Origin of the sequence: Endozoicomonas sp. YOMI1 (genome assembly GCF_024606345.1) — a bacterium.
GTDB lineage: Bacteria > Pseudomonadota > Gammaproteobacteria > Pseudomonadales > Endozoicomonadaceae > Endozoicomonas.
The window spans coordinates 1-22,692 of sequence record NZ_JAHHPM010000024.1 but is presented as its reverse complement, the minus strand read 5'-3'; the positions used below and the strand labels follow the sequence as shown (position 1 = coordinate 22,692).

Sequence of the window (22,692 nt, the reverse complement as noted above, 5' to 3'; positions counted from 1 at the left end):
CCTCAATTTCTCGCAATCCTCGCTACGGGCGCTATTCTCGGACAGCCTCCTAGACTATGGGGGCAAGTGATTGAAACTGCTCACTGTTGTACCGATCTTGAAGTCCACGGGCGATCTTTGCATCCTCATCCTCTTGTTCAGCCTTAATTCTTGTTTGCCTTTGCTGATTTACTTGCTCAAAGAGTCGAATGCGCTCATCTTTCAACAGTTCAATTTGCTGTTGCATTTCTTCTGATACTTTTAACTGAGCCTGGTATTCTTTGTATTCCTTCTGGAACCTTTTACAGGATTCATTTATAGCCGTTTCGTGGTCTTGGGAATTAATCAGGTTTAGAATGCAGGAAGGGAGCAAAGTGCTATTTCCAGAGCGGTTTTCAGTATAATGCCAATGAACAAAGGCTCTTTCGACCTCGAGCATTCGTTGTGGAAAATCTTCAAGATTTGAGTAAATCCGTTCAAGTTTTTTGTAGTGATCGCTCTCTTTGAAGTCTAAAAGCGTAACTAATGGATTCTCTTTTACAGGAGTATGTTGATCGCAGTACTGTTTAAATTGTTTTTCCGCATCAAATGACTCTGTAATGGTCTTGATAAATGATTGACCCATTTCTCGTTCCACGAGTGCGCAGTCTGGCGACAAGCGAGCATGCTCAATCCACGGGATATCACCAGGTTTCCAGTTGCCAATATCCATATCACACGACTGACAATGAACTATGTCACGATTTTTTCTGCAGGAAAATCCCGCATCAGCCAATTGCTTCGGAGTATGGTGGGGGAAGTTCTTCTCAAAGCCCTTGAATGTGGCTACTTTGGTCGTAAGTATTTCAGTTTGTTGAAAGGGGCTTGGCGTGTTCCCGAGGGGAAACGGGGTATAAGCATGCCCGTAAGGGGCACGATGTGCTTGACGGGTATGCAGATCCCTTGGCTCAAACGGCGTGTTGGGAGGCTCAAGAGTCACTAGTAATCCTGGAACCGGTGCATAACAACGAAGACCAGTAAATGAGTTGCCCGCCAGGGGGTTACGAAAGTGAGCCGGTGTATGGCTCTCTTCTCCGGGTCCTGCTTCTCTGGGGCCCCTTGGTTGAGGGCAGTATTCACGCTGTGGGGCTCGAAGGACATTTGGGTTAAGAAAACGACCATCCATACTGAAAATCCATCCAAAGTTATATTCATTATGACCTTTCGACCAGTTTCTTTCAGAGAAGTTCCCTCTGACTAATTCAATGTCTCCCGGCTTTGGGATGCACCGGCGCAGCCCTACATTCATCAATAAGGTGTTGAATGGTCAGAACAGGATGTTTCAACAGCAGGCGGGGGCCAGCCCATTTCATCACTTCACGAATTTGTCGCCGTTGTTCCGGTTTGTAGCAGTGGACCTGGCAGTTAGCGCAGGTGGGTTTTTCGACACCATAAATACAGCGTTCAAGTCGGCGCTTGCTGAAAGCCAGCAGGGAGAGGCATTCATGCACAGGGTGGGGTGCTGCTGGTGGTGGTGGTGTTGGCAGTAAAGCTCAATCATGCGGGTAACGGTAAAATATTCACGGGTCAGCCTGGGGTGATCCTTCAGACGGCCTTTGAGAGCGAGGGGCATAAACAACGTAACCTTCTCTGTTTCGAGAAAGCTATCCTCCCATAATCCGCCTTGATTGCCAAACCAGGCCCTGGCCATTGGAAAATGGTACTTACGAAGTCTGATAGCCATTGAGAACCAGCTCATCCGTGTTATTTGTACCAATAGACTTGTGACAAAAAGGAACTTTTCTCAAGAAATTATTTCTAATACTCAAGTACTGAACAAATTTGCTCAGCCTATTAAAATACTCACTTGAGTAAGTAATCATGCAAACCACTATCAATTGCAGCTACCACAATCCCCCCTCTACACCAGAGCCTCTGACTGCTGGCCAGTCATTACCAGTGAACAATACTGTTAACGCCAGTGCCGTAAAGGAGAGTGTTTCACAATATATCATCGAACATCGAAAAATACCGTTGCGCTTAAGGAACGTGTTAAATCTGACAGACAAAGCCTGCCTTTCGCTGCTGATAAAAATTCCTCCAAGTGGAACAGAATTAGAAAAAAAAGAAGCAATTAACCAAATTGTTGAACAAATGATCTCTCCCAACCTGCCCGGTGTTAAGCTTCAGGCAATTGATGATATATTTCAGCGACCCACCCTGGTGGCAAAGAAGCTTGAATATAAAGATATCCATACCAGTGAGTTTATCCATCGACAGAAAGCACCGGCAACAAGCAATCAATCAGTAACCAGTGTTACATTGGGGGACCTGAGTTTTTGTGTTTATGACAAAACCGACAGCATTAAATCCCGTATAAAGGTGATCAACAAGGTTACCCAATGGGTGTGCGAATATCTGCAAAAACTGCCGGACAGCCAGGTAACTTTTATATCTATGGGGGCAGGTGGTTTGTTGATGGAGCAGCTGATTCACCAGCAAATCACTAAAAGCGGTGTATCAGAGGACAAAATTACCTGGCGCTGCATAGATATTGATTACGTTCAAAAACCCCCTCGTTCCCCGGGTGATTTACCGACTCTTAATAGTGTCCTAAAGCAGTTTAAGGTGGGAAAAAACGTCCGGTTTTTTACTACAGCAACCGCCTACCTGAACAAAATGGTAGATGGTCAGCAACTCCGGGCCACAGATAAAGAAAATAGTGCAATTGTCATTTTGGAATTTAACCCGCCCACCCCCCTTCATGGTTACAGTCCAGAAACATCTGGCAATACTAATAGAGAAATAGTGTCAGGCGCACCCTATGAGATTGCTAAAGCAAATTCCGTTTTCTTATTAATTGGAGATAGTGATCAACAGTCAGAGCTTAAACAGTTCGTTGGTGAACTGGATTCTTCAAAATCATGGGAGGCTTCATCAACTCTATTCGTTAAAGTCTCAGTGAATGCCTCAGGTGAGCCGGAAGTTTACCTTTCAGAATTCTTTAACGAGAATTGTGAAACACTCGGCTCGGTGTTCAAAAACATTGTGTTATCTCATTTGAATCGACCAGATGTTACCGGTTCCCCAATCATCAGGGCCGAAAAGGCACTAAATGAACTACAAAAATTCATTGTCCATAGTGGCAGGTCTGCAGAGATTTTTCCATACTCAGAATACAGTGACAGCGTCGATCAACTCACCAGGTACTTTTACAGCAGGCAACAAGATAGTTTTGAGACACCCCCCGGGGCGTTGTTCAAACTGCATAAAAAACAGATAACCATCACCGAAAGTGCAGGTTTTGCAGCTTTGAGCAGCAGTTAAAGTTCCGGATAGAAGAGAACCGGGACTTTTCCCCATTAAATACAAAGCCAGCTCAACTCTGAATATTGAGCGTTTTCACTTTAGGACACCTTTATCAGGCGGTGACCACTGATGCCGACGACATCAGGTACCTTGATAGAACTTATGATAGAACTTAATTGCTGACTGATGGTCTACAACAACAGGTTACTTCAAAAGGAAGACACTAAAAATGTACGCTTCTATTGAACCGTCATCAGCCCTGCCCCCTGCGCAGATGGTTGGCAAAAAAGATGCAGCTTCCCAAACAGAATGTTATCGCCGGGTAACAATGCCCAACGGTAGGACTGCCAAGTGCGCACAACCCAGCCCGCCGGTCTGCCGGAATAACAGTATTACAGCAGACAAATCCTTGTATGATTACGGAGTACAGTTTACCAGAGCGGCATTACAGGCCGGTCTGCAGGGCAGCAATATGCTGATAAGCAGTGTCGCCGGTTTCGTCTTTGAGCAAGTGATGGGATCAGAGCAAATCTCCCTCGTATGTCCGGGAATTAAAGAGAGTCTGCTGCTTTTGCCGACGATGTCTGCTCTGGCGGGTGCACACCCGGTGAGTACCAGGTCGGCATGCCCTGATGGAGCGCCTGGCTGTAGCATGACCTACACCTACAGAAATGGGTCAAACGAGTCAGGCACCTCATATTCTCCATCCTTCACTTCTCCAACGACAAACCTGAACACGACTTCTGAACCCACCTCTTCGTTCGACTATCTTGATATGCCGCTTGCCTTGGGTTCATTTGTCGTTCTTGGGGGCGGGCTGTACGGTCTTGTTTGCTGCGCTCAAGCCCGTGAAATCGTTAAGCGAATCAAGTATGACTACCCTGAAGCATCATGCTGTCAAGTCATTAAAGCAGCTTTCAAATACCCAAATTACAACCACACAGATCATTATCCCTTACCAAGTCATGTTATTCGACTGCCAGTCCCCCCTGCTCAAACAGCCCCTGCGCCGACAGCGCCAAGTACCTGTGAACAGGCAACACAAACAACCTGCGAGCAGGGAACACAAACGGAACCCATGATTGATGAACCAGCACCACAAGGGCAACAACCACCTACCTATGCAGAGGCAACAGCTTTTTCGGTTAAATAAGATGGGCAACTGACCAGATGATCGTTCACCAGCCCCATTGCCTGCATATAGGCATAACAAATCGTGCTGCCAACAAAGCTGAAGCCGCGTTTTTTCAGATCTATACTCATCCGGTCTGAAATCTCGCTGGTAGCCGGTACTTCACTCATCGATTGTCGCTGGTTGATGATAGGCTGATGGTTTACAAACGACCACAGATACTGGCTGAAGCTGCCAAATTCGTCCTGCACCCGGATAAAAGCCCTGGCATTTTTAATGGCGCTCCGAATTTTCAGTCGGTTGCGGATAATGCCTTCGTCCTGCATCAGCTTTTCAATATCCTGGTCTGACATTCTGGCCACTTGTTGAACGTCAAATTGATGAAATGCTTTCCGATAGCCTTCCCGGCGCTTCAGGACCGTGATCCAGCTCAGACCCGCCTGGGCTCCTTCAAGAATCAGAAACTCAAAGAGTTTCTGGTCGTTATGACAGGGAACGCCCCACTCTTCGTCATGGTATCGGGTATAAAGTTCATCGCCATGACACCAGCTGCATCGAGAATCACTCAAGAGAAAGAACTCCTTTTTGTTACCTGGGGTGAATCTGCCAATTACATCAGAAAGCGCATTTATTTGCAGTTTTCTGGCTACCAGTAACAATGGCAGTTAAGATAGTTGTTTACTTTGTTAAAGGCATATACAGATGAAGATAGCCAAAGAGAGAGTGGCACTGTTCCATTACACTCTGAAAAATGATGCGGGAGAAGTTCTCGACAGTTCGGAAGGCGAGTCTCCCATGGCTTATCTTCATGGTGAGGGCAATATTGTCGAAGGACTGGAAAATGCCCTGGAAGGCAAACAGTCTGGCGACAAGTTTGAAGTGGTGGTTGAGCCTGCTGAAGGCTACGGCGAATATGACGAAAGTCTGGTTCAGCCGGTACCAAAAGAGCAGTTTGGTGACCATCCTGTAGAGGTGGGTAACCAGTTCCATGCCGATACCGCCATTGGCCCACGTATTGTGACCGTGGTGGCTATTGATGACGAAAACGACCAGGTGGTGATCGACGCGAACCATTCGCTGGCGGGTGAGAATCTGCACTTCAGCATCGAAGTGGTTGAGGTTCGTGAAGCTACCAGGGAAGAGCTGGACCACGGTCATGTGCATGGACCTGGCGGACATGTTCACTGAGTCAATCAATACCCATGGTATGAAGCGTTGATCAGAAAGCTGACCCGTGACTGAAATCATATAGAAGCCGGATACCTCCGGCATCATTATGGCAATTATGTCGTGATGTAAACTGCATGCCGGGTTTTATGGTGGGTGAGAAGCTGAATATTGCTTAGCACGCCACTTTCCACCATAGACCGGAAAGACGAAGCTATTCTCATCTTCTGCAGATCATCCTGATGTTCCCACAGGCCAAGCTCCTCCATCAGCACCCGGATCTTAAAGGTTTTACCCTTGTGCATGGTATCAATTACCTGTTGTAAAGGTGTTAACAGAAGGTTCAGGCGCATACATCTCTCCTCACCAATTCGGTATTCCCAAGCTGCTCAGCTCAGTGCTTTAAAATCTATGGTTGTTAAAATCATTCTGTTTATATCTGCTGAATATTTAACTATGGCTCCGGAAATGATTTTTGACCGTTAGACCTTCGTTTGAGTCACTTGATCACGATTGGAGGGGATTGTTATTGCTGGTGCTGTTTTTTCGGTCTCAAGAGAAATGGACAATCAACTCATCAGATAAGTTGATTGTTTGTTTTGGCTGTTAACCAATAAAAGGGCTGAGCAGCAGGTAAAGATAACGGGCAGTAACACCGGCACAGATACCACCAATCGTGTGAGCCAGAATAGCTTTTGAGGTCAGCTGGCGGAAGCCAAGAGAGTCCAGCATGGCCGTATGGGTACTCAGGTAGCCACTCCAGCACATGCCCATAGCGGTAAACACGGCAATATCACTGCCACCAATAATACCCTGATTGATAAAGTTTGGTACCAGCGACATGGCGGCACCAACAGCGCCCAGCGAGGTAATGGGGAAAGCAACCAGTTCGGCATGATCAAAGCCAAACAGCAGCTCAAACAGCCAGGTAACATGGCTGGCCAGTTTTGGCAGCAGAGCCACCCCCTCAAATGCTCCACCGGTGTAGCCGGTTACTGGTGCACCAAATGTCAGCACCATAACAAACGTACTGATGATTAATACCCCGGGAATAATTGCTACCCCCATTTTGACGCCGCCTTTACCGCCATCCAGCAGGGCATTGAGGAATCTCAACCAGACAGGATCTGTAGAACTGTGGTCATCCATGAGTTCACTGTGAGTATCTTTAATACTTAGCTCATGAAGCCGGGAATCATTTCGGATGAAGCGCTGCATCAGGCGTGTGGATATGATGGCTCCAACAAGGGCACCGCCCAGACCGATCATGGCAGGCAGGAAATAGGTAGCACCAGTCTCATTATTCTGCAGTGTTGCCATAAAGGTGATGACAATAAGCCCCATGCCAAAAGAGGTACCGAAATTGGTCAGTGAGATGATTTCGGGAACTTTAAAGGAGTGGTTGAAACGTCTGTCTTTTGCCAGGCCGATGATGGCCGGGTTATCTGAGAAAAAGGTCATCATGGCCGCCATGGCAGCACGGCCGGGAAGATTGAAAACGGGTCTCATTAATGGCACCAGCAGCCGTTCAATCAGGGAAATGACATGAAACTCCATCAGCAGACGGCCTGCGGCACCGGTCAATACGGTAATCCCCATCAGGAATAACACGGTGTTTAACAACAGCTGGTGTGCGGTATTGAAGAGGGTGTTGAACATGTGGGTAATACCCATAGTCTGGCCAAGGTAGCCAAACAATAGCCCTAACAGAAGAAGAAGAACTAACGGCTCTACGATTTGACGTACACCTGTTGAGGTTACGGATTTGGTCGAGACTGCATCACTCATAGAAACACCTGAAAGAAATGAGCTTTCAGATTAGACAATATTTTTTGGTCCTGCAGTATCGGTATTAGTCAGAAAAGGAATAAGGGGACGGGAGATAGACCATCAAGTTAAACGATGGAACTAATTAAGGTGACAGGCAGTCAAATCTTATCTACCTGTCACTTTTTACCCAGAATGATTGGTTGTGATCAATGCTCCCGGGTAGTTTGGAAAGTAACATCCGGATAGCGCTCTTCAGCCAGGGAAAGGTTAATCCTGGTGGGTGCCAGATAGGTCAGATGGCCACCACCATCCATGGCCAGGTTTTCAGCGCACTTACGCTTGAACTCTTCCAGCTTTTTCTGGTCACTGCAGTCAATCCAGCGCGCGGTATTGACGTTAACCGGCTCATAGATCGCTTCAACCTTGTATTCATCTTTGAGTCGACGCATGACCACATCAAACTGCAGTACACCGACTGCCCCAAGGATCAGGTCATTATTGTTCACTGGCATGAATAGTTGGGTAGCACCTTCTTCTGAGAGTTGTTGCAGCCCTTTTTGCAATTGCTTCAGCTTTAATGGGTCTTTCAGGCGGACACGGCGGAACAGCTCGGGAGCAAAGTGAGGGATACCCACAAACTTCAGCATTTCACCCTGGGTAAAACTGTCACCAATCTGAATAGTCCCGTGGTTGTGCAGTCCGATGATATCACCGGAGGTCGCTTCATCCACATGGGCACGATCGCCCGCCAGGAAAGTCACCGCATCGGCAATTTTTACATCCTTGCCGATACGAACATGTTTCATTTTCATATTCCGGGTGTATTTGCCGGAGCAGATTCTCAGAAAGGCAATGCGGTCACGGTGTTTGGGATCCATATTGGCCTGGATTTTAAAAACGAACCCTGAGAAATTCTCTTCATTGGCGACCACCATGCGTTCATTGGTTTCCCGTGGCATGGGGGAGGGAGCCCACTTGACAAAGTCATCCAGCATTTCCCGAACGCCGAAGTTGGCCAGTGCGGTACCAAAGAAGACCGGAGTCATCCGACCGGCAAGGTATTCTTCAGGGTCAAACTCATGACTGGCACCTCTCACCAGTTCAATTTCCTCCATCAACTCTTCATGGAGATCGCCCAGCAGGGTTCTGGCTTCTTCTGATTCCAGACCTTTGATCTGGATATCTTCAGGAACCACACTGGCCTGGCCGGGTTTGAATACATGAACGGTATCGGTATAGAGGTTATAAACCCCTTTAAACTGTTTCCCCATGCCGATAGGCCAGGTAATAGGTGCACACTGGATTTTCAGAATATCTTCAATTTCATCCAGTACTTCAATCTGGTCACGGACTTCACGGTCCATTTTATTGACGAAGGTAAATATTGGTGTGTCCCGCAGGCGACAGACTTCCATCAGCTTGATGGTTCGATCTTCGACACCTTTGGCTCCGTCAATGACCATAAGGCAGCTGTCAACAGCGGTCAGTGTCCGGTAGGTGTCCTCGGAGAAGTCTTCGTGTCCGGGCGTATCCAGAAGGTTTACCGTACGACTGTTATAAGGGAACTGCATCACCGAGGTGGTGATGGAGATACCACGCTCCTGTTCCATCTTCATCCAGTCTGAGGTGGCCATACGTCCGCTCTTACGGCCTTTTACCGTACCGGCCAGCTGAATGGCACCACCCAGCAGCAGGAGCTTTTCGGTAATCGTGGTTTTACCGGCATCGGGGTGGGAGATGATAGCAAAAGTGCGTCTATCGTCTACTTCTTTGGATAGTTTTGGGTCTGACATTTGTCTTGGTTTCTGAATTTGTACACACCTTTGTACACGTTTGAAAAAGTGCCTGTCTGGTGTGTTGGGGTGAATAAATTGGTCGTCATCCTATCCAACCTGACTATTGTCACGCAAGCTTTCTACTCATCTGCTCTCTGGCTATTTATGCATATATTGATATTTTTATTTCTTTGAATTGATACTTTCACCGGTTTGAGAGATGCCCGCTGTGTCAGGCTTATGCAGATTAATTCAGGGCAGCCTGTTCTGGTTTCAGGAAAAAAAATCATTCGCCTAAATTATTGCAAAAATTATAGGAGGCAAAAAAAATTCATGATCGGGCCGTTGATAGGACCGGTATTTCCATAGGCGAAGAGGTAACGGTTTTTGGTTGTGATCCCGTTGATTGTGTGGTGGATGTTGAATTGAAGGCTTATAGAAGCAATAATGATGACTCCTCTATTGACACACGTAGAAAACGCTCATTACAGCAATCTATATTCTTCATGAACAAAGATAGGTTTGAAGAGAATCGTTTATCCCTTTCAAGATTTGATAACAAAGAGTCCAGTGAAATATTGAAAGAGTTGGAGTCTTTAAAAATATTCAGTAACACTGAACTTGACGATATTAGAAAATATCTTATTGATGAATTGGATAGTTCTCCATACTGGGAATGAGCCGATATCATTTAAGGTATTAAGGGTTTTAAAAACACGGTGAGAAGTGACGCCAACCCCTCCCAGTGACGCCTTATTATTGAAATCATTGCGGCATAAATAGTGCACCTGTTGATCCTGCGGCTTCGATTACCTCCTGTTGTAACAATTGCAAAACTATAATATTTGATGCCTCGCCAGTTCGAATTGATGACGAACCAGCGCGGGCGCATCCGTACCGATAGTTAATGGTGAGGTGTAACCGGGCCAGATGGCTTGAAATCAATCATTATTCGAGCTGGCTGATGATACCAGTTGGAAAAATTGAACCATGCCGGATAAACCATTCTGGTTGCCAGTTGATACTTCTGCTGGTTTTGAGTCCTGTGGATAACCCGTGGCAAAATGGTTCCGGCTTTCACGCCATTGGTAACTTCACGTTGCACGTTAACCGTTACCTGTTCAGTGGCTTCGCCTGAAACGTCATCAAAGTGGGTGAAGGTTACGTCAACATCAACAGGGTAATCGACAATACCCCACCAGTTCTCCTGGTCAACAAGAAGAAAGCGGCCTTGCTTCATATGCAGTCGGTCAAACATTTCATGTTCTCTGGCGTTGATCATGGCGTCTTCGTTAAAGGCAAAATCTGAGTATCGTATCGCTCCACCATGTGCAACTTTATAATCTGTAATTTTCCAGGGTGAGTTTTCCGGGAGTTCAATCGAGGTCAGGCTGGCAGCACCTACATAGGGCCACATTGCATGGGTCACTGAGTAGATGGTTGCTGCGGTAACAGCGATAACTGTCAGCACCACCGCAACCCCAATCAGCCCGCTCGACACCCGGTCACTGAAGGAAGAATCCTGGTCAATGGTATAGCCTCCCCAGAAAAACGGGCCATCCCACCATCCCCAGTGTGAATGATGATGGGTGTGTTGCACATGAACATAGTCGGAATTACCAGAACCGGAAGGGTAGTAATAACGATTGAGCTTAAGCTGATACAAAGCCATATGTCGGTAGTCAACAGGCGGTGAGTAGTTGCTATAGCTTTGCCTGTAGCGTTGCCCGGAAAGTCCAGTATAGCTACTGGCATAATCAAGTTGCGGATAAGTGGTAAAAATGGTCAGAAACAGAACTAAGGCTATATTGGGTAGCTTGTTGACAAATTGCGTGGACATTCTTGCACTCCGAGTGGAAGCTTCTCCGATTATCTATTCGGGATGAAATCTTCCAACCTGTTTGATGATACTGTGATTAACTCCATTGGAACCGGATTGTATCGAAAAGTTCCCTTAATTGCCTTCCAGCTTAGCGTTATTAACCGGATTACGAGCTTGATTTATTGTATTGTTCTTTAATTTCCCATGTTTAGGCCAAGTTAATAATTAACACAGGTAAAACCCGTGCTATGCCGGGGTTCTTACTTGTGGAGAGGTTCGGTATGCATTCCTACGGGGGGCTGTGGAAACGAGTTCAAAATACTTTCAGCATTACCTTAATTGATTAACCATTCGATCAGGAAAAAATCAGCGGTAGGAGCTGACAGCATTTCGCTGGCAATAAAACCCAGGAAAAGAGCGCCGGAAATAATTAACAGAGGCTCAAGCAGAGCCATAATACTGATGTAGGTCTGGCTCATTCCCAACGTCTGATAAAGCCGTATTTCCTGTCTTCGTTCCTGAAGATTACTGGTCAGTGCATAAAAAAGGGTCAGCAGGCACAACCCGAGCGTGACAAATGATTTGAAAATCAGACTGACCGTTGCCCTGTTAAGGTAGCCATAAAGTAGCTCCAGCTCTCTGGCTGGCATCGCGGCGGTTATCTCCAGGCCTTGTTCAGTGGCCGATTGAGTCAGGCTTTTTTCCAATGCCAAAAGGGCCATGCGATCCCTCAGCTTGATATCGATAAAAGAAATATCATCAGGGCTTGACCAGCTGGGGGTATGGCCTTCAGCGTATTTTTTTCTTGCTGTTATCAAGCCTTCAATCGGGATATAAATACTGTCATCCTGATGGGTATTCTGCCGTGGCAAAATACCGGCGATGGTAAATACTTCTTTGTACTCTTGTTTTAATACTGGTTCGTTACCATCGGCAATAGTCATCTGATCGTTGATTTGGTAACCAAGGTTATTGGCGATGTTTATCCCAATATAAGCGGCCATTGGGTGATTTGCTGGCGGTAATGTTGCAGAGTTGATCGGCTGTTGGTGTTTTCTCTCCGGGTATTTTGAATTGTCGGCTGAATGTCGAGTCAATTGCTCTATCCCTTCGGTGCTGGTACCAATTACGGTGATTCCCCGATGAGTTTCGCCATAGGCATAAGGAATGGCGTATTCAATCTCCGGGTGGCTTATCAACTCATCCAGCAGGCTCAGGCTCATTCCCGGTGGTGGTGAGCCCACATGGAATAGCGAGAACAGAACCAGCGGCATGCCCGGTGTTTCTTTACTGACGATCAGGTCACTTTTCAATGAATAGCGATCAATATTTTCAATAAGTTGTTGCTTGATACCTTGAAACAGAAAGACAAGGTAAAAGCCAAAGGCCAGAACCAGCAGCATGGTCAGCGTATTTTTTTTTCGATAGTTCATGCTCTTCATGGCATGCTGAAAGGCCAGTAATGCAGTACTGAGCCAGTTAATGTTTACCATAGCCTGGTCACCTGTTGTGAATGGTTGATTTCTGACATATCAAGACAGCGGTCAAATCCCGGGTATGGTGTATGGTCAACACAGATCAATGTCTGTTGATGCTCTCTGGTGGTTTTCAGCAGCATGTTATACAGGGTTGTTCGCGCCTGCGGATCCAGTGCTGATGCGGCTTCATCGGCGAGAATCAGGGGGGGAGAGCCTATCAGTGCCCGGGCAATAGCGACCCGTTGTTGCTGACCAACGCTCAGCATACTGGTGCTTTGGCGCAGCAGTTCGGGATTCTCCATGTTGAGTGCGGCCATTAGCTGGTAGGCCTCATAATTTGCCGTGGTTTTCCGGTCTGCCAGTCGCTGCTGGCGCCATTTAGATAAACGACAGGGGAGTAAAATGTTCTCCAATGGGTTCAGATAAGGAATCAATGTTGGCTGCTGGAAAATGTAGCCCAACTGCCCGGCTCGAAATGTTTCCCGTTCGGATCTGGACAGGCTGCCAATTTGCTGGCCAAGTATGTCAATTCTGCCACTGTCGGGTAGGAGTAACCCGGTCAGCAGTTGCAGCAGCGTGGTCTTGCCAGAGCCATTTAACCCGGTAATCTGAAGGCGTTCACCATTCTCTACCGTAAACAGTGGTATCGACAGGCAGCTTTTCTTTCCTCTGCTTAATTCAAGCTTTTCTACGGTAACTGCCTGACTCATACGAGGCCCTCTTGCAATACACAGCTTTTTTTAATCGTTAAAAAAGTCCGGAAGGAAATCACTCTTTGCTGGCTGTTTCTGCAACTGAACCACCTTCTGCTCGCGGCTTAGCTGCTGTTTACTTTGCCAGTTGTCACTGATTAGCCAGACGCTGGTGTGCTTTAAGTCAGGTATTGCATCGAAAACCAGGAATGTGAAGTGAGACAGGTTTTCCGGGTTTTGACATTCATATTCGAGATAGCCGTTGATTTCTCTGCGGCTGGCCTGTGCAGAGAGCGACTCAGCCCTGTGATAAGGCATGTCTGCCGGCTCAACAAGAAAGTGCTTTTGCGTTTGCCTGCACTGTGCATCTTCCGGGAGGGTAACCAGAGAGGTGAATTCTTGCAGATGCTGGACCAGAGAACCAAGCGGTAGTTTTGTGATCGTGGTCGCCGCCTCAGGGGAGATGGAGAGGAACAGGCTAAGGGTATCCTGTTGCAGGTTAATATCCAGCAGAATGGACGCTGGTTCATAGGCCCGGTGGACATTTTGCCCAATGGAGCGGTCTTTCCCATGGCTTGAAGTTATCGCCATGGTCATGCCCAGTACGAGGCAGGAAGTAACTACTTTGTGGTGAATGTTCATGGGCAGCGTTCCTGAAGGTATCGCTTTCCTGCATCAATCAGTCCGGTATCTTTGAGAAAGTTGCGACCAATTAATAACTGTTGAGGAAAATTGCTGCGACTGATTAAGGACATTTCTACAATGCGTGTAATTCGGCCCACTTTTACGGTGTTTCGGACAACCGCTCGCTCACTGGGCGCACCTTTATGGGTGATTATCCTGGCAACCCGGCTGACCGGTTGATGCATGGGTGTTTTCTGGCGGCTTTCCCGGTGAACGAAATCATAGTAAACCCAGCGATAGCCATTTCTCTTAATATGCATGCGGATATTACGGGCATCCAGGGCAGTGGTTGTCGCGCCGCTGTCAACCAGTGATGCAATCTTATGTTGATTAATATTGACCAGCGTGGCGTTTTCCAGATAGCCAAACAGCGGGCGCCCACCAGCGGTGCAGGGCTGGCTGGCCTCTGAGGCCGACAGCGACAAACCTGAAAAGAAGACCACGGTAATGAACCGAAACAGCCGCCCTGATGGCTGAGTGGATAGGTATTTGATGGCCCTGTTCATATCTCTGATAACCGCTTTACTCCGTTCAGCATTTATCTGAAAGCTATCGGCTATGCAGGTGATGGTTTGATAGATGGCTTTCTCCACAAAGGCTTTGTTATTAATGTATTGCCTTCTCGTTTAACGTACAGGAATTTTTTACCCGACACAGTTTGTCTATTTGAGGGAATTCGTAGTTAAATACAGACTTTCAATTTCCGTTGCGACTGAGAAATGACCAAGCTCCCCTGCTTCAAGGCATACGATATCCGTGGCCACCTGCCGGATGAACTTAATGAAGATATTGCTTACCGCATAGGCCGGGCCTATGGCGAGCACCTTAAGCCGAAGGATGTCGTTGTCGGTGGCGATATCCGCCTGACCAGTGAGGCCCTCAAACACTCATTATCTGAAGGCCTGCGTGATGCCGGGGTCAATGTGCTGGATATTGGCCTGTCCGGTACGGAAGAGATCTATTTTGCCACATTCCATCTGGGGGTTGATGGCGGTGTTCAGGTGACGGCCAGTCACAACCCCATTGACTACAACGGCATGAAACTGGTGCAGGCCGGTGCGCAACCCATCAGTGGCGATAACGGCTTGCGGGAAATTCAGCTGCTGGCAGAAGAGAACCGGTTTGCCGAGCCTGTGGCAACGCGGGGCGGCTATCAGAAGATCTCTGTTCTGAATGATTATGTCAGCCACATTCTGGGGTATATCCAGACTGACAGTCTCAAGCCAATGAAACTGGTGGTCAATGCCGGTAACGGTGCAGCAGGGCATGTGGTGGACGCTATCGAGGAGCGATTCCGGGCGGCCGGTGTGCCGGTAGAGTTTATCAAAGTCCTGCACGAGCCGGATGGTAACTTCCCCCAGGGTATCCCTAATCCATTACTGCCAGAATGCCGTCAGACTACGGTAGACGCCGTTCTGGAACATCAGGCCGATATGGGCATCGCCTGGGATGGCGACTTTGATCGTTGCTTTCTGTTTGATGAGCAGGGACAGTTTATCGAAGGGTATTATATTGTCGGGTTATTGGGGGAGGCATTCCTTGCTCACGATCCACAAAAGATGGCAGGGGCAAAAATCATCCATGATCCCAGGCTGACATGGAATACCATCGATCAGGTAAAAGCGGTGGGTGGTGAACCTGTTCTGTGCAAAACCGGTCATGCCTTTATCAAGCAGCGGATGCGCCAGGAAGATGCGGTTTATGGCGGCGAGATGAGTGCCCATCATTATTTCCGTGACTTTGCCTATTGTGACTCCGGCATGATTCCCTGGCTGCTGGTCGCTGAGTTGATGTCTACAAAGGGGCAGCCCTTGTCAGCGCTGGTCAGTGAGCGGATCGCCCTGTTTCCGTCGTCCGGTGAAATTAACAGTCAATTGACAGATCCTCAGGCCGCTATAGAGCGAGTGCTGGCGCACTATCAGCAAGATGCACTGGAAGTTGATAACACCGATGGCATCTCTCTGGATATGGGGCAGTGGCGCTTTAACCTACGACTGTCCAATACCGAGCCAGTGATTCGTCTGAATGTAGAAAGTCGTGGCGATGAGGTGTTGATGCAGGAAAAAACTGCAGAGTTGCTGAAGCTGATTCGCGACTGATATTGTTCAAGAGACTGGTGCTTAACGATCAGTCTCCTGGTTTTAGAGTTGGATAAATAAAGAGCCTTCAATGCTTAAAAAATGCCTTTTTCCAGCAGCAGGTTATGGAACCCGGTTTCTACCCGCCACCAAATCCATGCCCAAAGAGATGATGCCCATCGTTAGCAAACCACTGATTGAGTATGGCGTTGAAGAGGCTCTGCAGGCCGGTATGTCGGATATCTGCATTGTCACCGGTCGGGGCAAGCGCTCGCTGGAAGACCACTTTGATGTGAACTACGAGCTGGAGCATCAGATTTCCGGTACGGACAAGGAAAGCCTGTTGTCCGATATCCGCAGTGTGATCGATCAGTGTACCTTCTCCTACACCCGTCAGCGTGAGATGAAGGGGCTGGGGCATGCAGTACTGACCGGACAGACACTGATTGGTGACCAGCCATTTGGTATGGTGCTGGCGGATGATCTCTGTATCAACCTGGGCGGCCCGGGGGTTCTGGCGCAGATGGCGCAACTCTACAAGCAGTTCCGTTGCAGTATTGTTGCGGTTCAGGAGGTGCCTCAGGATGAAGTGCATAAATACGGTGTTATTGCTGGCCAGTATATCTCGGAAGACCTGATCCGGGTTGAGAATATGGTGGAAAAGCCGGCCAAAGAAGATGCGCCGAGCAATCTCGCCATTATTGGTCGTTATATTCTGACACCGGACATCTTTGACCTGATTCATGATACCCAGCCTGGTAAAGGTGGCGAGATTCAGATTACCGATGCTTTGATGGCTCAGGCCCAGCGTGGTTGCGTAATGGCTTATAAGTTCAAGGGTGAACGTTTTGATTGTGGCAGTATTGAGGGCTTTATTGAGGCCACCAATTACTGTTATGACCATTTGTACCGTTAAAAAAGGTTTGCTCTATCTCTGCTTTGGTCAGCTGAATCACGCTGCACTGGTAATTCCGGCCGTTCGGAAGATAGTGGGTCTGCTGCCGTTCCACTGCTGATGATGCTTTGGCCGGGTGCGGTGGTCATCCACGGCGTGATAGATCAAATAAGGGGACAGTTATGCTGGTGGCCTGGATGCACTGCCACTGGCCGACGGCATAGGTGCTCTGCAGATCGGTGAATGTATTTTCTAATTTTTCGCTGCCCAGCTGCAGATTCTTTAACCGGTATGGAACAGTGGCGGTGTTATGACAACTTTGCCCGCTGGCTCTCAAGGTTTTTGATGTGATTGTATGTTTGCCAGTTTTCAGTGATGCCATAAGAACAGTTTTTGCAGATCGTCACACATCCGGCTTTTAATAGACCATAATGGCAAGGTTTAATAAAGCCAGGCTCAAATTTCATATACTGATCCAATCCATGATTCAGCACACCCTGAACTAACTCGATTTCTTTTCTGGTCCAGCCATCACGAAGGGGTAAGCACTCCTCAATGAAAAAATCTTCAAATTCATCATCCTCCCAGTCTGCTGTATAGTTAATTGAGCAACTACTATTCTCTTCATACATCGTCATTGCACAGTGGAATCTTGCCAGGGCCTGATACTCTTCGGGAGCAAACAGCGTTTTACCAGACCAGTCTTTGTTAAGGAATTCTGTTAACTCTGGAGGAAACTTTGAAAATATGTAATCAGCCAGCCACGTTGACGTAAGCCCCTCGGAAGGCAAATCCTGACGACTGATTGCCAGATCTTCCAAGTCTATCTCAGCCAATTCCTCACATAATTGCAAAGCTAACCTGTCTTTAAGTCTTTCGAGTCTTACCTCCAAATCAAAACGGGGAAAATTGCCATTAAAGTCATGATAAGGGTAAACGAGCACTATATCATTTTCCTGAAACCTGGCCGGTGATTTGACAGACTCTGTTTTTGCGCCGCCAGACTTTAGAGCAGTAATTTGGTGTTCATCCAGCGAGTGCCCGGGATGCTCCCCGGAATCAGGAAACTGGCTTGAACAAGGGTCTGATATCTGAACGCTGGCATTGAATGGAGCTGCGAAAACAACCTCACTACCCTCTGGTTTAGACGGTGGTAAAGGCAGTGAATACGCATTGGAGCTTGCTATTGGGGTCATAGCCATCAGTATCCTTAATTAGATTTTGGGACACCACTTTCATGCTGGTAGGATCAATGAGTAGCATCATTGGTTTTTGTAAGATAACGCTTTGAGTCAAAAAAGGGATGAATCATTACCGGCCTGATCATCAGAGCCCTTGGCTAACAGATAGTTCCTGCCTGACGAAACTTTTTTCTGATGATCAACCCGGGGCATTCATAATCAAAGAACTGACCCCGATTTCCGGCTATCAATTACCTCAGCCAGATTACGGATCTGGAATCAGCAGTCTTTCGCACTCTGCATGGCCTTTTTTGCGGGCGGCGTCCCGGGCCGTCCAGCCATCGTTAGTTTTTAAACTGATGTCAATGCCGGGAGCTTTAAGTAGTGCTTTGATGCTCTCTGCCTGGCCAAATCGGGCAGCGCAGTGCAGGGGCGTGATACCCTCGGGTGTTTTCACATTGACGTCAATGCCTTTGGCGTTCAATAACAGCGCGATGCACTCAATGTTGTCGTTTATGGCGGCCCAGTGCAGGGGCGCAAATTCCCCGGGTAGTGCCATATTGACGTCAATGCCTTTGGCGTTCAAAAGCACCATGACGCAGTCTGTATAGCCAGATTGGACAGCGAAGATCAGGGGCGTGAAGCCTTTGTCAGACGTCACATTGACGTCAATGCGGTCGTCGGTCAATAACGCCGAGATGCACTCTGCATGACCTTCCATGGCAGCGCAGTGCAGGGGCGTGATACCCTCGCCTGTTTTCACATTGACGTCAATGTTGTCGGCGGTCAGTAATACCTTGATGCACTCTGCGAGGTCTTGTGCAACAGCGCAGTACAGAGGTGTATAGCCATCGGCACACTTAATATTGACGTCAATGCCGTCGGCGGACAGAAATTCCCTGATGCACTCTGCGTGGCCATCTGCGACAGCACAGTGCAGGGGCGTATAGCCATCGTCATTCTGCATATTGACGTCAATGCCATCGGCGGTCAATAACACCCTGACACACACTACGTGGCCTGCTTGGGCAGCACAGAGCAGGGGCGTAAAGTTATCGTTATCTTTCACATTGACGTCAATGCCTGTGGTGTTCAACAACTCCGTGACGCACTTTGCGTGGCCTTTCAAGACAGCAGCGTACAGGGGCGTCTGTCCTTCGATATTCTTCACATTGACGTCAATGCCGTCGATGGTCAGTAACGCCCTGACGAACGCTGCGTGCCCGTATCCTGCAGCGATGTGCAGGGGCGTCGAGCCATTGAAATTTGTCTGGTTAACCTGCGGGTTTCCCAGTTTCAACAGGTATTCCAATCCAGGCAAATTACCGGAACTTGCAAAGCACGCCAGGGGGCTGTTCAGGTCATCGTTCAAGAAGCTGGTCAATTGATCACAATGACCGGTTAACAGAAGATTGTACAGGGTTTCTGTCTGAGTCAGCAGAAGTGCCTGTTTGAACAGTCGCTGGCAATCATTGGGTGTCAGTAACTTTTTGATATCCTCATGGGAAAAATCAGAGACCTGCCAGCTGGCCAGGCGTGATGTGATTGACAAAACATCTATTCCCTGTTGTTGAAGTCTCAATAGGACCGGCTTCAGCAGAGGTGTATCGATCAGCCAGTCCAGTATGCCCGGGGTAATGCCCGGGGTAATGAAAGCTGTAACAGAGGCAAAATGATCAACTACACATTGGTATAACGTTTCTTTGAAAGTGTCATCGTGTTTAATCAGCTTGTCACTGAGTTGGTTGGCAAGTGCCCTGGTCACCATCGCCGGTATTTTACCAAGCTGTTCGATGGTGGTGCGTTGCAGGAAAAACGAGGCAATATGCCAAGCCTTATCGGTTTGCTCCATTGCCTGGGTGAGCAGGGCATAAATGGTGGTTTCAGGCCAGGTTGAGAAGTCAATGGACATTAAATGAGGCAATGTCAGGGTGGTGTGATTATTCGCATCAAAAGTACACGCCAGCCCCGTCGGCAAGTACTGGTCATGATTAAATACCCAGAAGAAAAGCTGGTTTATGGTGCCGATATGCCAGGCCGAATCGACACCTTCAGGAATAGTGGCGAACACCTGGGCCGATGATTCACAGAAATGGCTGGCCACCCAGGCCAGTAACTTTTCCCGATGCCGGCCAAGGTAATAGTTGCCATTGCCTGTTTCTTCGATGACGGCCCTGAGATCAAGGGACTGTTCTCCGCTTGTCTGCAGTAGATGATTGACTGGTTTAAAGAGCGTGCTTTCAAGCGTCCCCGTTCTCTCTGAAGTCAGTTCAAAGGGGGCAATAACGTCGGTTTCCCATGCCAGTACGCCCATTTTTTTCAGGGTTGCACTGAGCTGGTCAGACCACCCGGACGAGAGTTTACGCAGGATGGTACAGGCATTGACTGACAGTGGTGCAGCAGCAAGAAATCGCCGGGTAAGGTTATCACCCAGATTGCCCGGTGCCAGTGGGTCAACGGTATGAGGAAGCCCCAGAGGCTCACAGAAAAGATTGTGCAAGCTGTGCATCCAGTGAACCTCCATGTTTGGTGGTATATCAACCAACCTCTCCCGTTGCAGCTCAAGCAGGAAAGACTGGACAAATTGATCAAACAGCTCACTTCTGACCTTGAAGAGCTTCCCGCCCAGCCCTCCCCGGGAGGCTTCCAAATTAAGAAAACTCCGGGTAAAGCGGCCGTGAATACCGGGAGCGCACCCCTGAATGTCGCTCAGGCACTCATGAAGTATCCCAGCGATGTAATTCTGGTTGACAACATCTGGATCGTGTTGTTGATCCCTGAGTTGCATGACTAACTGTCGAATCTGGAAGCGTGTCTCACGATACAGGGTGACCAGGCTGTCTTTAAGATGTTCAGGCGGTGATTCCATATGCTCATAAAAACTATCTATTGATTCATCGTATTGATGATTAACGTAGGGGTGTATCAGTTGTTTCATCTCCTCAATATCATTCAGGAAACGGGATTTTATCTCAGGAAAGGCAGCATGGGTTTCCAGTTCCTCGTAACAATGAACCCCGGGTAATTCAATATATTCTGGCTGATGGGCAACCGTTGGTATTGGTGGCTTTTCAGAAGCAGTATCTGGTTGCCAGGGTTGGAAAAGCATTGAGTTGATTTCTGTATTTATCGGAATCATGAATTTGTCCAATGTCCTATTTGTTTTGGACATATTCGACTTCAAAATAGTGGAAAAGTTGCATGTTAATGGCTTGCATTAACCGGATTTCAGCAGTTGATTACCGCTGATTCATGGCTGCAGGGATAGCTTTCGAACCTCTCAACTCTATACCAGCATTTATTCCGAGCTGATTAATGGTTGAGCTGTAATAACCTGTCCATTTTTCAAAATTTTGAGATTGCTTTCGTTAGAATGCGAAACCAATCCTAAAAACCGGGGTCAGATCTTTCTGGAGGCTTCGGCGAACCTGGCTTTTGTCCAGCCATGAAAAAAAGGGCCGGTATTCACAAAATACCGGCCACTTCTCTTGCAAGGTTTCACCTTGTAATACTTGTAATAAATGTTGCTTAACAGCCTCTGACAACGGCAAAGTCCGCAAGGTCCGCCATAGCACTGCGATACTCACCTTCAGGCAGTAAGTTCAGGCAACGTTTTGCTTTGGCTGTGTATTCCCGGGCTTTAGCAGCAGTGTAATGAAGTGCTCCACAGCTGCGAACAGCTTCCACAACGGCTGCAATATTTTCCCGTCCACCTTGCTCAATCGCTTCCCTTACCAATATCTTCTGTTCACTGGTGCCATATTTCAGGGTATAAATCAGCGGCAATGTTGGTTTGCCTTCCGCCAGGTCATCCCCAAGGTTTTTGCCCATGGTTTCAGTATCGCCGTTATAGTCCAGCAGATCATCCACCAGCTGGAAGGCAATGCCTAGGTAATGACCATAGTCAGCCATATCATTTTCCAGTTCCGGGCTGGCTTTGCTCAGCACGGCAGCCGTCTGACTGGAGGCCTGGAATAGCATGGCGGTTTTGCAGCGAATAACTTCCATGTAGTCATCTTCGGTGATATCAGCATCATTGATGTTCATCAGCTGCATGACCTCACCCTCGGCAATGACATTGGTGGCATCGGCCAGAATATGCAGCAGCTTGAAGCTCTCCAGCCCCACCATCATCTGGAATGCGCGGGAATAGAGAAAATCACCCACCAGAACGCTGGGCGCGTTGCCCCACAGGGCATTCGCCGTGTCTCTGCCACGGCGCAGGTCTGACTGGTCCACGACATCGTCATGCAGCAGGGTCGCGGTGTGCAGGAATTCAATAATGGTGGCCAGTGGCACATGGTTATAGTCATGGTAACCACAGGCCCGGGCCGTCAGCAGTACCAGCAATGGGCGCAGCCGCTTGCCACCGGACTTAATGATGTATTCACTGATTTTGCTGACCAGGGCGACATCAGAATGCAATTGCTGGTGGATGCACTCGTTCACCCTGCGGAAATCGTCATGGACTGCGGTCTGAAAAGAGGCTTGTTGTTTGTCCGGCATCTGGCTTATTTGGTGGGGCGAAATGGGGCATCGTATTTAGTGCTACTGCAACTGTCAATAGCGGCCTGTGATAAGGCACTAATACAGGGGCTTTGCGCGGTGCTTACCAATTTGTCGTAAAGCCTCGCCCACTCGGGCGGGGATATAAGACGGGAACGCGGGGAGCGTTCCGCTTGAGTGTTTGCACATGCTTTGCTAACTTTCTCTGGTCTCTTGTAGACCTACCGTCGGGCAGACGGGATGTT

21 protein-coding genes are annotated in these 22,692 nt (G+C 48.1%); 6 read left to right on the top strand and 15 right to left on the bottom strand.

Annotation, left to right across the window (positions count from 1 at the left end; all coding sequences use genetic code 11):
- Positions 1–49: 49 nt before the first annotated feature.
- The 3 genes from KDK15_RS01020 to KDK15_RS01015 all read right to left on the bottom strand — a co-directional run bounded on the left by KDK15_RS01020 (position 50) and on the right by KDK15_RS01015 (position 1,702).
- Positions 50–958, bottom strand: a complete 909-nt coding sequence (locus KDK15_RS01020; protein ID WP_257293504.1) for a hypothetical protein — start codon at positions 956–958, stop codon at positions 50–52.
- Positions 959–1,220: 262 nt separating this feature from the next.
- Positions 1,221–1,415 (bottom strand): nitrous oxide-stimulated promoter family protein, encoded by a 195-nt coding sequence (locus tag KDK15_RS21110; RefSeq protein ID WP_373691314.1) that lies wholly within the window; start codon positions 1,413–1,415, stop codon positions 1,221–1,223.
- On the bottom strand, positions 1,331–1,702 hold the full coding sequence (locus KDK15_RS01015; protein WP_257293503.1) for a hypothetical protein: 372 nt from the start codon (positions 1,700–1,702) through the stop codon (positions 1,331–1,333). Before KDK15_RS01015 ends, KDK15_RS21110 begins: the two co-directional genes overlap by 85 nt.
- A gap of 662 nt (positions 1,703–2,364) precedes the next feature.
- Here KDK15_RS01015 and KDK15_RS01010 point away from each other — a divergent pair.
- Together KDK15_RS01010 and KDK15_RS01005 are read left to right on the top strand one after the other, a co-directional pair.
- Complete coding sequence (locus KDK15_RS01010; protein WP_257293502.1) at positions 2,365–3,285, top strand: hypothetical protein; 921 nt, start codon at positions 2,365–2,367, stop codon at positions 3,283–3,285.
- 211 nt (positions 3,286–3,496) lie between these two features.
- On the top strand, positions 3,497–4,420 hold the full coding sequence (locus KDK15_RS01005) for a hypothetical protein (protein ID WP_257293501.1): 924 nt from the start codon (positions 3,497–3,499) through the stop codon (positions 4,418–4,420).
- Here the strand turns inward: KDK15_RS01005 and KDK15_RS01000 are convergent.
- Complete coding sequence (locus KDK15_RS01000; RefSeq protein WP_257293500.1) at positions 4,387–4,968, bottom strand: DNA-3-methyladenine glycosylase I; 582 nt, start codon at positions 4,966–4,968, stop codon at positions 4,387–4,389. The two genes, KDK15_RS01005 and KDK15_RS01000, sit on opposite strands and share 34 nt — an antisense overlap.
- 133 nt (positions 4,969–5,101) lie before the next feature.
- On the opposite strand from KDK15_RS01000, the gene KDK15_RS00995 reads away from it, so the two are divergent.
- Complete coding sequence (locus tag KDK15_RS00995) at positions 5,102–5,587, top strand: peptidylprolyl isomerase (RefSeq protein ID WP_257293499.1); 486 nt, start codon at positions 5,102–5,104, stop codon at positions 5,585–5,587.
- Between the two features lie 95 nt (positions 5,588–5,682).
- Here the strand turns inward: KDK15_RS00995 and KDK15_RS00990 are convergent, their stop codons facing one another.
- The 3 genes from KDK15_RS00990 to KDK15_RS00980 form a co-directional block, all read right to left on the bottom strand.
- On the bottom strand, positions 5,683–5,919 hold the full coding sequence (locus KDK15_RS00990; protein ID WP_257293498.1) for a hypothetical protein: 237 nt from the start codon (positions 5,917–5,919) through the stop codon (positions 5,683–5,685).
- Positions 5,920–6,172: 253 nt separating this feature from the next.
- Positions 6,173–7,354: a hypothetical protein gene (locus KDK15_RS00985; protein WP_257293497.1), complete on the bottom strand. Its 1,182-nt coding sequence runs from the start codon at positions 7,352–7,354 to the stop codon at positions 6,173–6,175.
- A 188-nt stretch (positions 7,355–7,542) separates the two neighbouring features.
- A complete protein-coding gene (locus tag KDK15_RS00980; RefSeq protein WP_257293496.1) occupies positions 7,543–9,129 on the bottom strand; it encodes a peptide chain release factor 3 in 1,587 nt (528 codons plus the stop codon).
- Positions 9,130–9,524: 395 nt separating this feature from the next.
- Between KDK15_RS00980 and KDK15_RS00975 the strand changes: the two genes are divergently transcribed.
- Complete coding sequence (locus KDK15_RS00975; protein ID WP_257293495.1) at positions 9,525–9,791, top strand: hypothetical protein; 267 nt, start codon at positions 9,525–9,527, stop codon at positions 9,789–9,791.
- A gap of 224 nt (positions 9,792–10,015) precedes the next feature.
- On the opposite strand, the gene KDK15_RS00970 is transcribed toward KDK15_RS00975, so the two are convergent.
- From KDK15_RS00970 to KDK15_RS00950, 5 genes are all read right to left on the bottom strand, one after another.
- The gene (locus KDK15_RS00970) at positions 10,016–10,951 is read right to left on the bottom strand and encodes a hypothetical protein (RefSeq protein ID WP_257293494.1); all 936 of its coding nucleotides are present in this window, start codon (positions 10,949–10,951) and stop codon (positions 10,016–10,018) included.
- Between the two features lie 317 nt (positions 10,952–11,268).
- Entirely contained in the window at positions 11,269–12,426 is a 1,158-nt protein-coding gene (locus KDK15_RS00965; protein ID WP_257293493.1) for an ABC transporter permease, read from the bottom strand.
- Complete coding sequence (locus KDK15_RS00960; RefSeq protein WP_257293492.1) at positions 12,420–13,121, bottom strand: ATP-binding cassette domain-containing protein; 702 nt, start codon at positions 13,119–13,121, stop codon at positions 12,420–12,422. Before KDK15_RS00960 ends, KDK15_RS00965 begins: the two co-directional genes overlap by 7 nt.
- Positions 13,122–13,151: 30 nt before the next feature.
- Positions 13,152–13,745, bottom strand: coding sequence for a DUF2796 domain-containing protein (locus KDK15_RS00955; RefSeq protein ID WP_257293491.1), 594 nt, complete (start codon positions 13,743–13,745; stop codon positions 13,152–13,154).
- Positions 13,742–14,293: a RimK/LysX family protein gene (locus tag KDK15_RS00950; RefSeq protein ID WP_257293490.1), complete on the bottom strand. Its 552-nt coding sequence runs from the start codon at positions 14,291–14,293 to the stop codon at positions 13,742–13,744. The genes KDK15_RS00955 and KDK15_RS00950 overlap by 4 nt, the downstream gene beginning before the upstream one ends.
- A gap of 213 nt (positions 14,294–14,506) precedes the next feature.
- Between KDK15_RS00950 and KDK15_RS00945 the strand changes: the two genes are divergently transcribed.
- Positions 14,507–15,886 (top strand): phosphomannomutase CpsG, encoded by a 1,380-nt coding sequence (locus KDK15_RS00945; protein WP_257293489.1) that lies wholly within the window; start codon positions 14,507–14,509, stop codon positions 15,884–15,886.
- A 70-nt stretch (positions 15,887–15,956) separates the two neighbouring features.
- Positions 15,957–16,781: a UTP--glucose-1-phosphate uridylyltransferase GalU gene (gene galU, locus KDK15_RS00940; protein ID WP_257293488.1), complete on the top strand. Its 825-nt coding sequence runs from the start codon at positions 15,957–15,959 to the stop codon at positions 16,779–16,781.
- 287 nt (positions 16,782–17,068) lie between these two features.
- Here the strand turns inward: galU and KDK15_RS00935 are convergent, their stop codons facing one another.
- From KDK15_RS00935 to ispB, 3 genes are all read right to left on the bottom strand, one after another.
- Positions 17,069–17,956, bottom strand: a complete 888-nt coding sequence (locus KDK15_RS00935) for a hypothetical protein (RefSeq protein WP_257293487.1) — start codon at positions 17,954–17,956, stop codon at positions 17,069–17,071.
- Positions 17,957–18,206: 250 nt separating this feature from the next.
- Positions 18,207–21,080, bottom strand: coding sequence for an ankyrin repeat domain-containing protein (locus KDK15_RS00930; protein ID WP_257293486.1), 2,874 nt, complete (start codon positions 21,078–21,080; stop codon positions 18,207–18,209).
- A 389-nt stretch (positions 21,081–21,469) separates the two neighbouring features.
- Entirely contained in the window at positions 21,470–22,447 is a 978-nt protein-coding gene (gene ispB, locus KDK15_RS00925; RefSeq protein WP_257293485.1) for an octaprenyl diphosphate synthase, read from the bottom strand.
- Between the last annotated feature and the right edge of the window lie 245 nt (positions 22,448–22,692).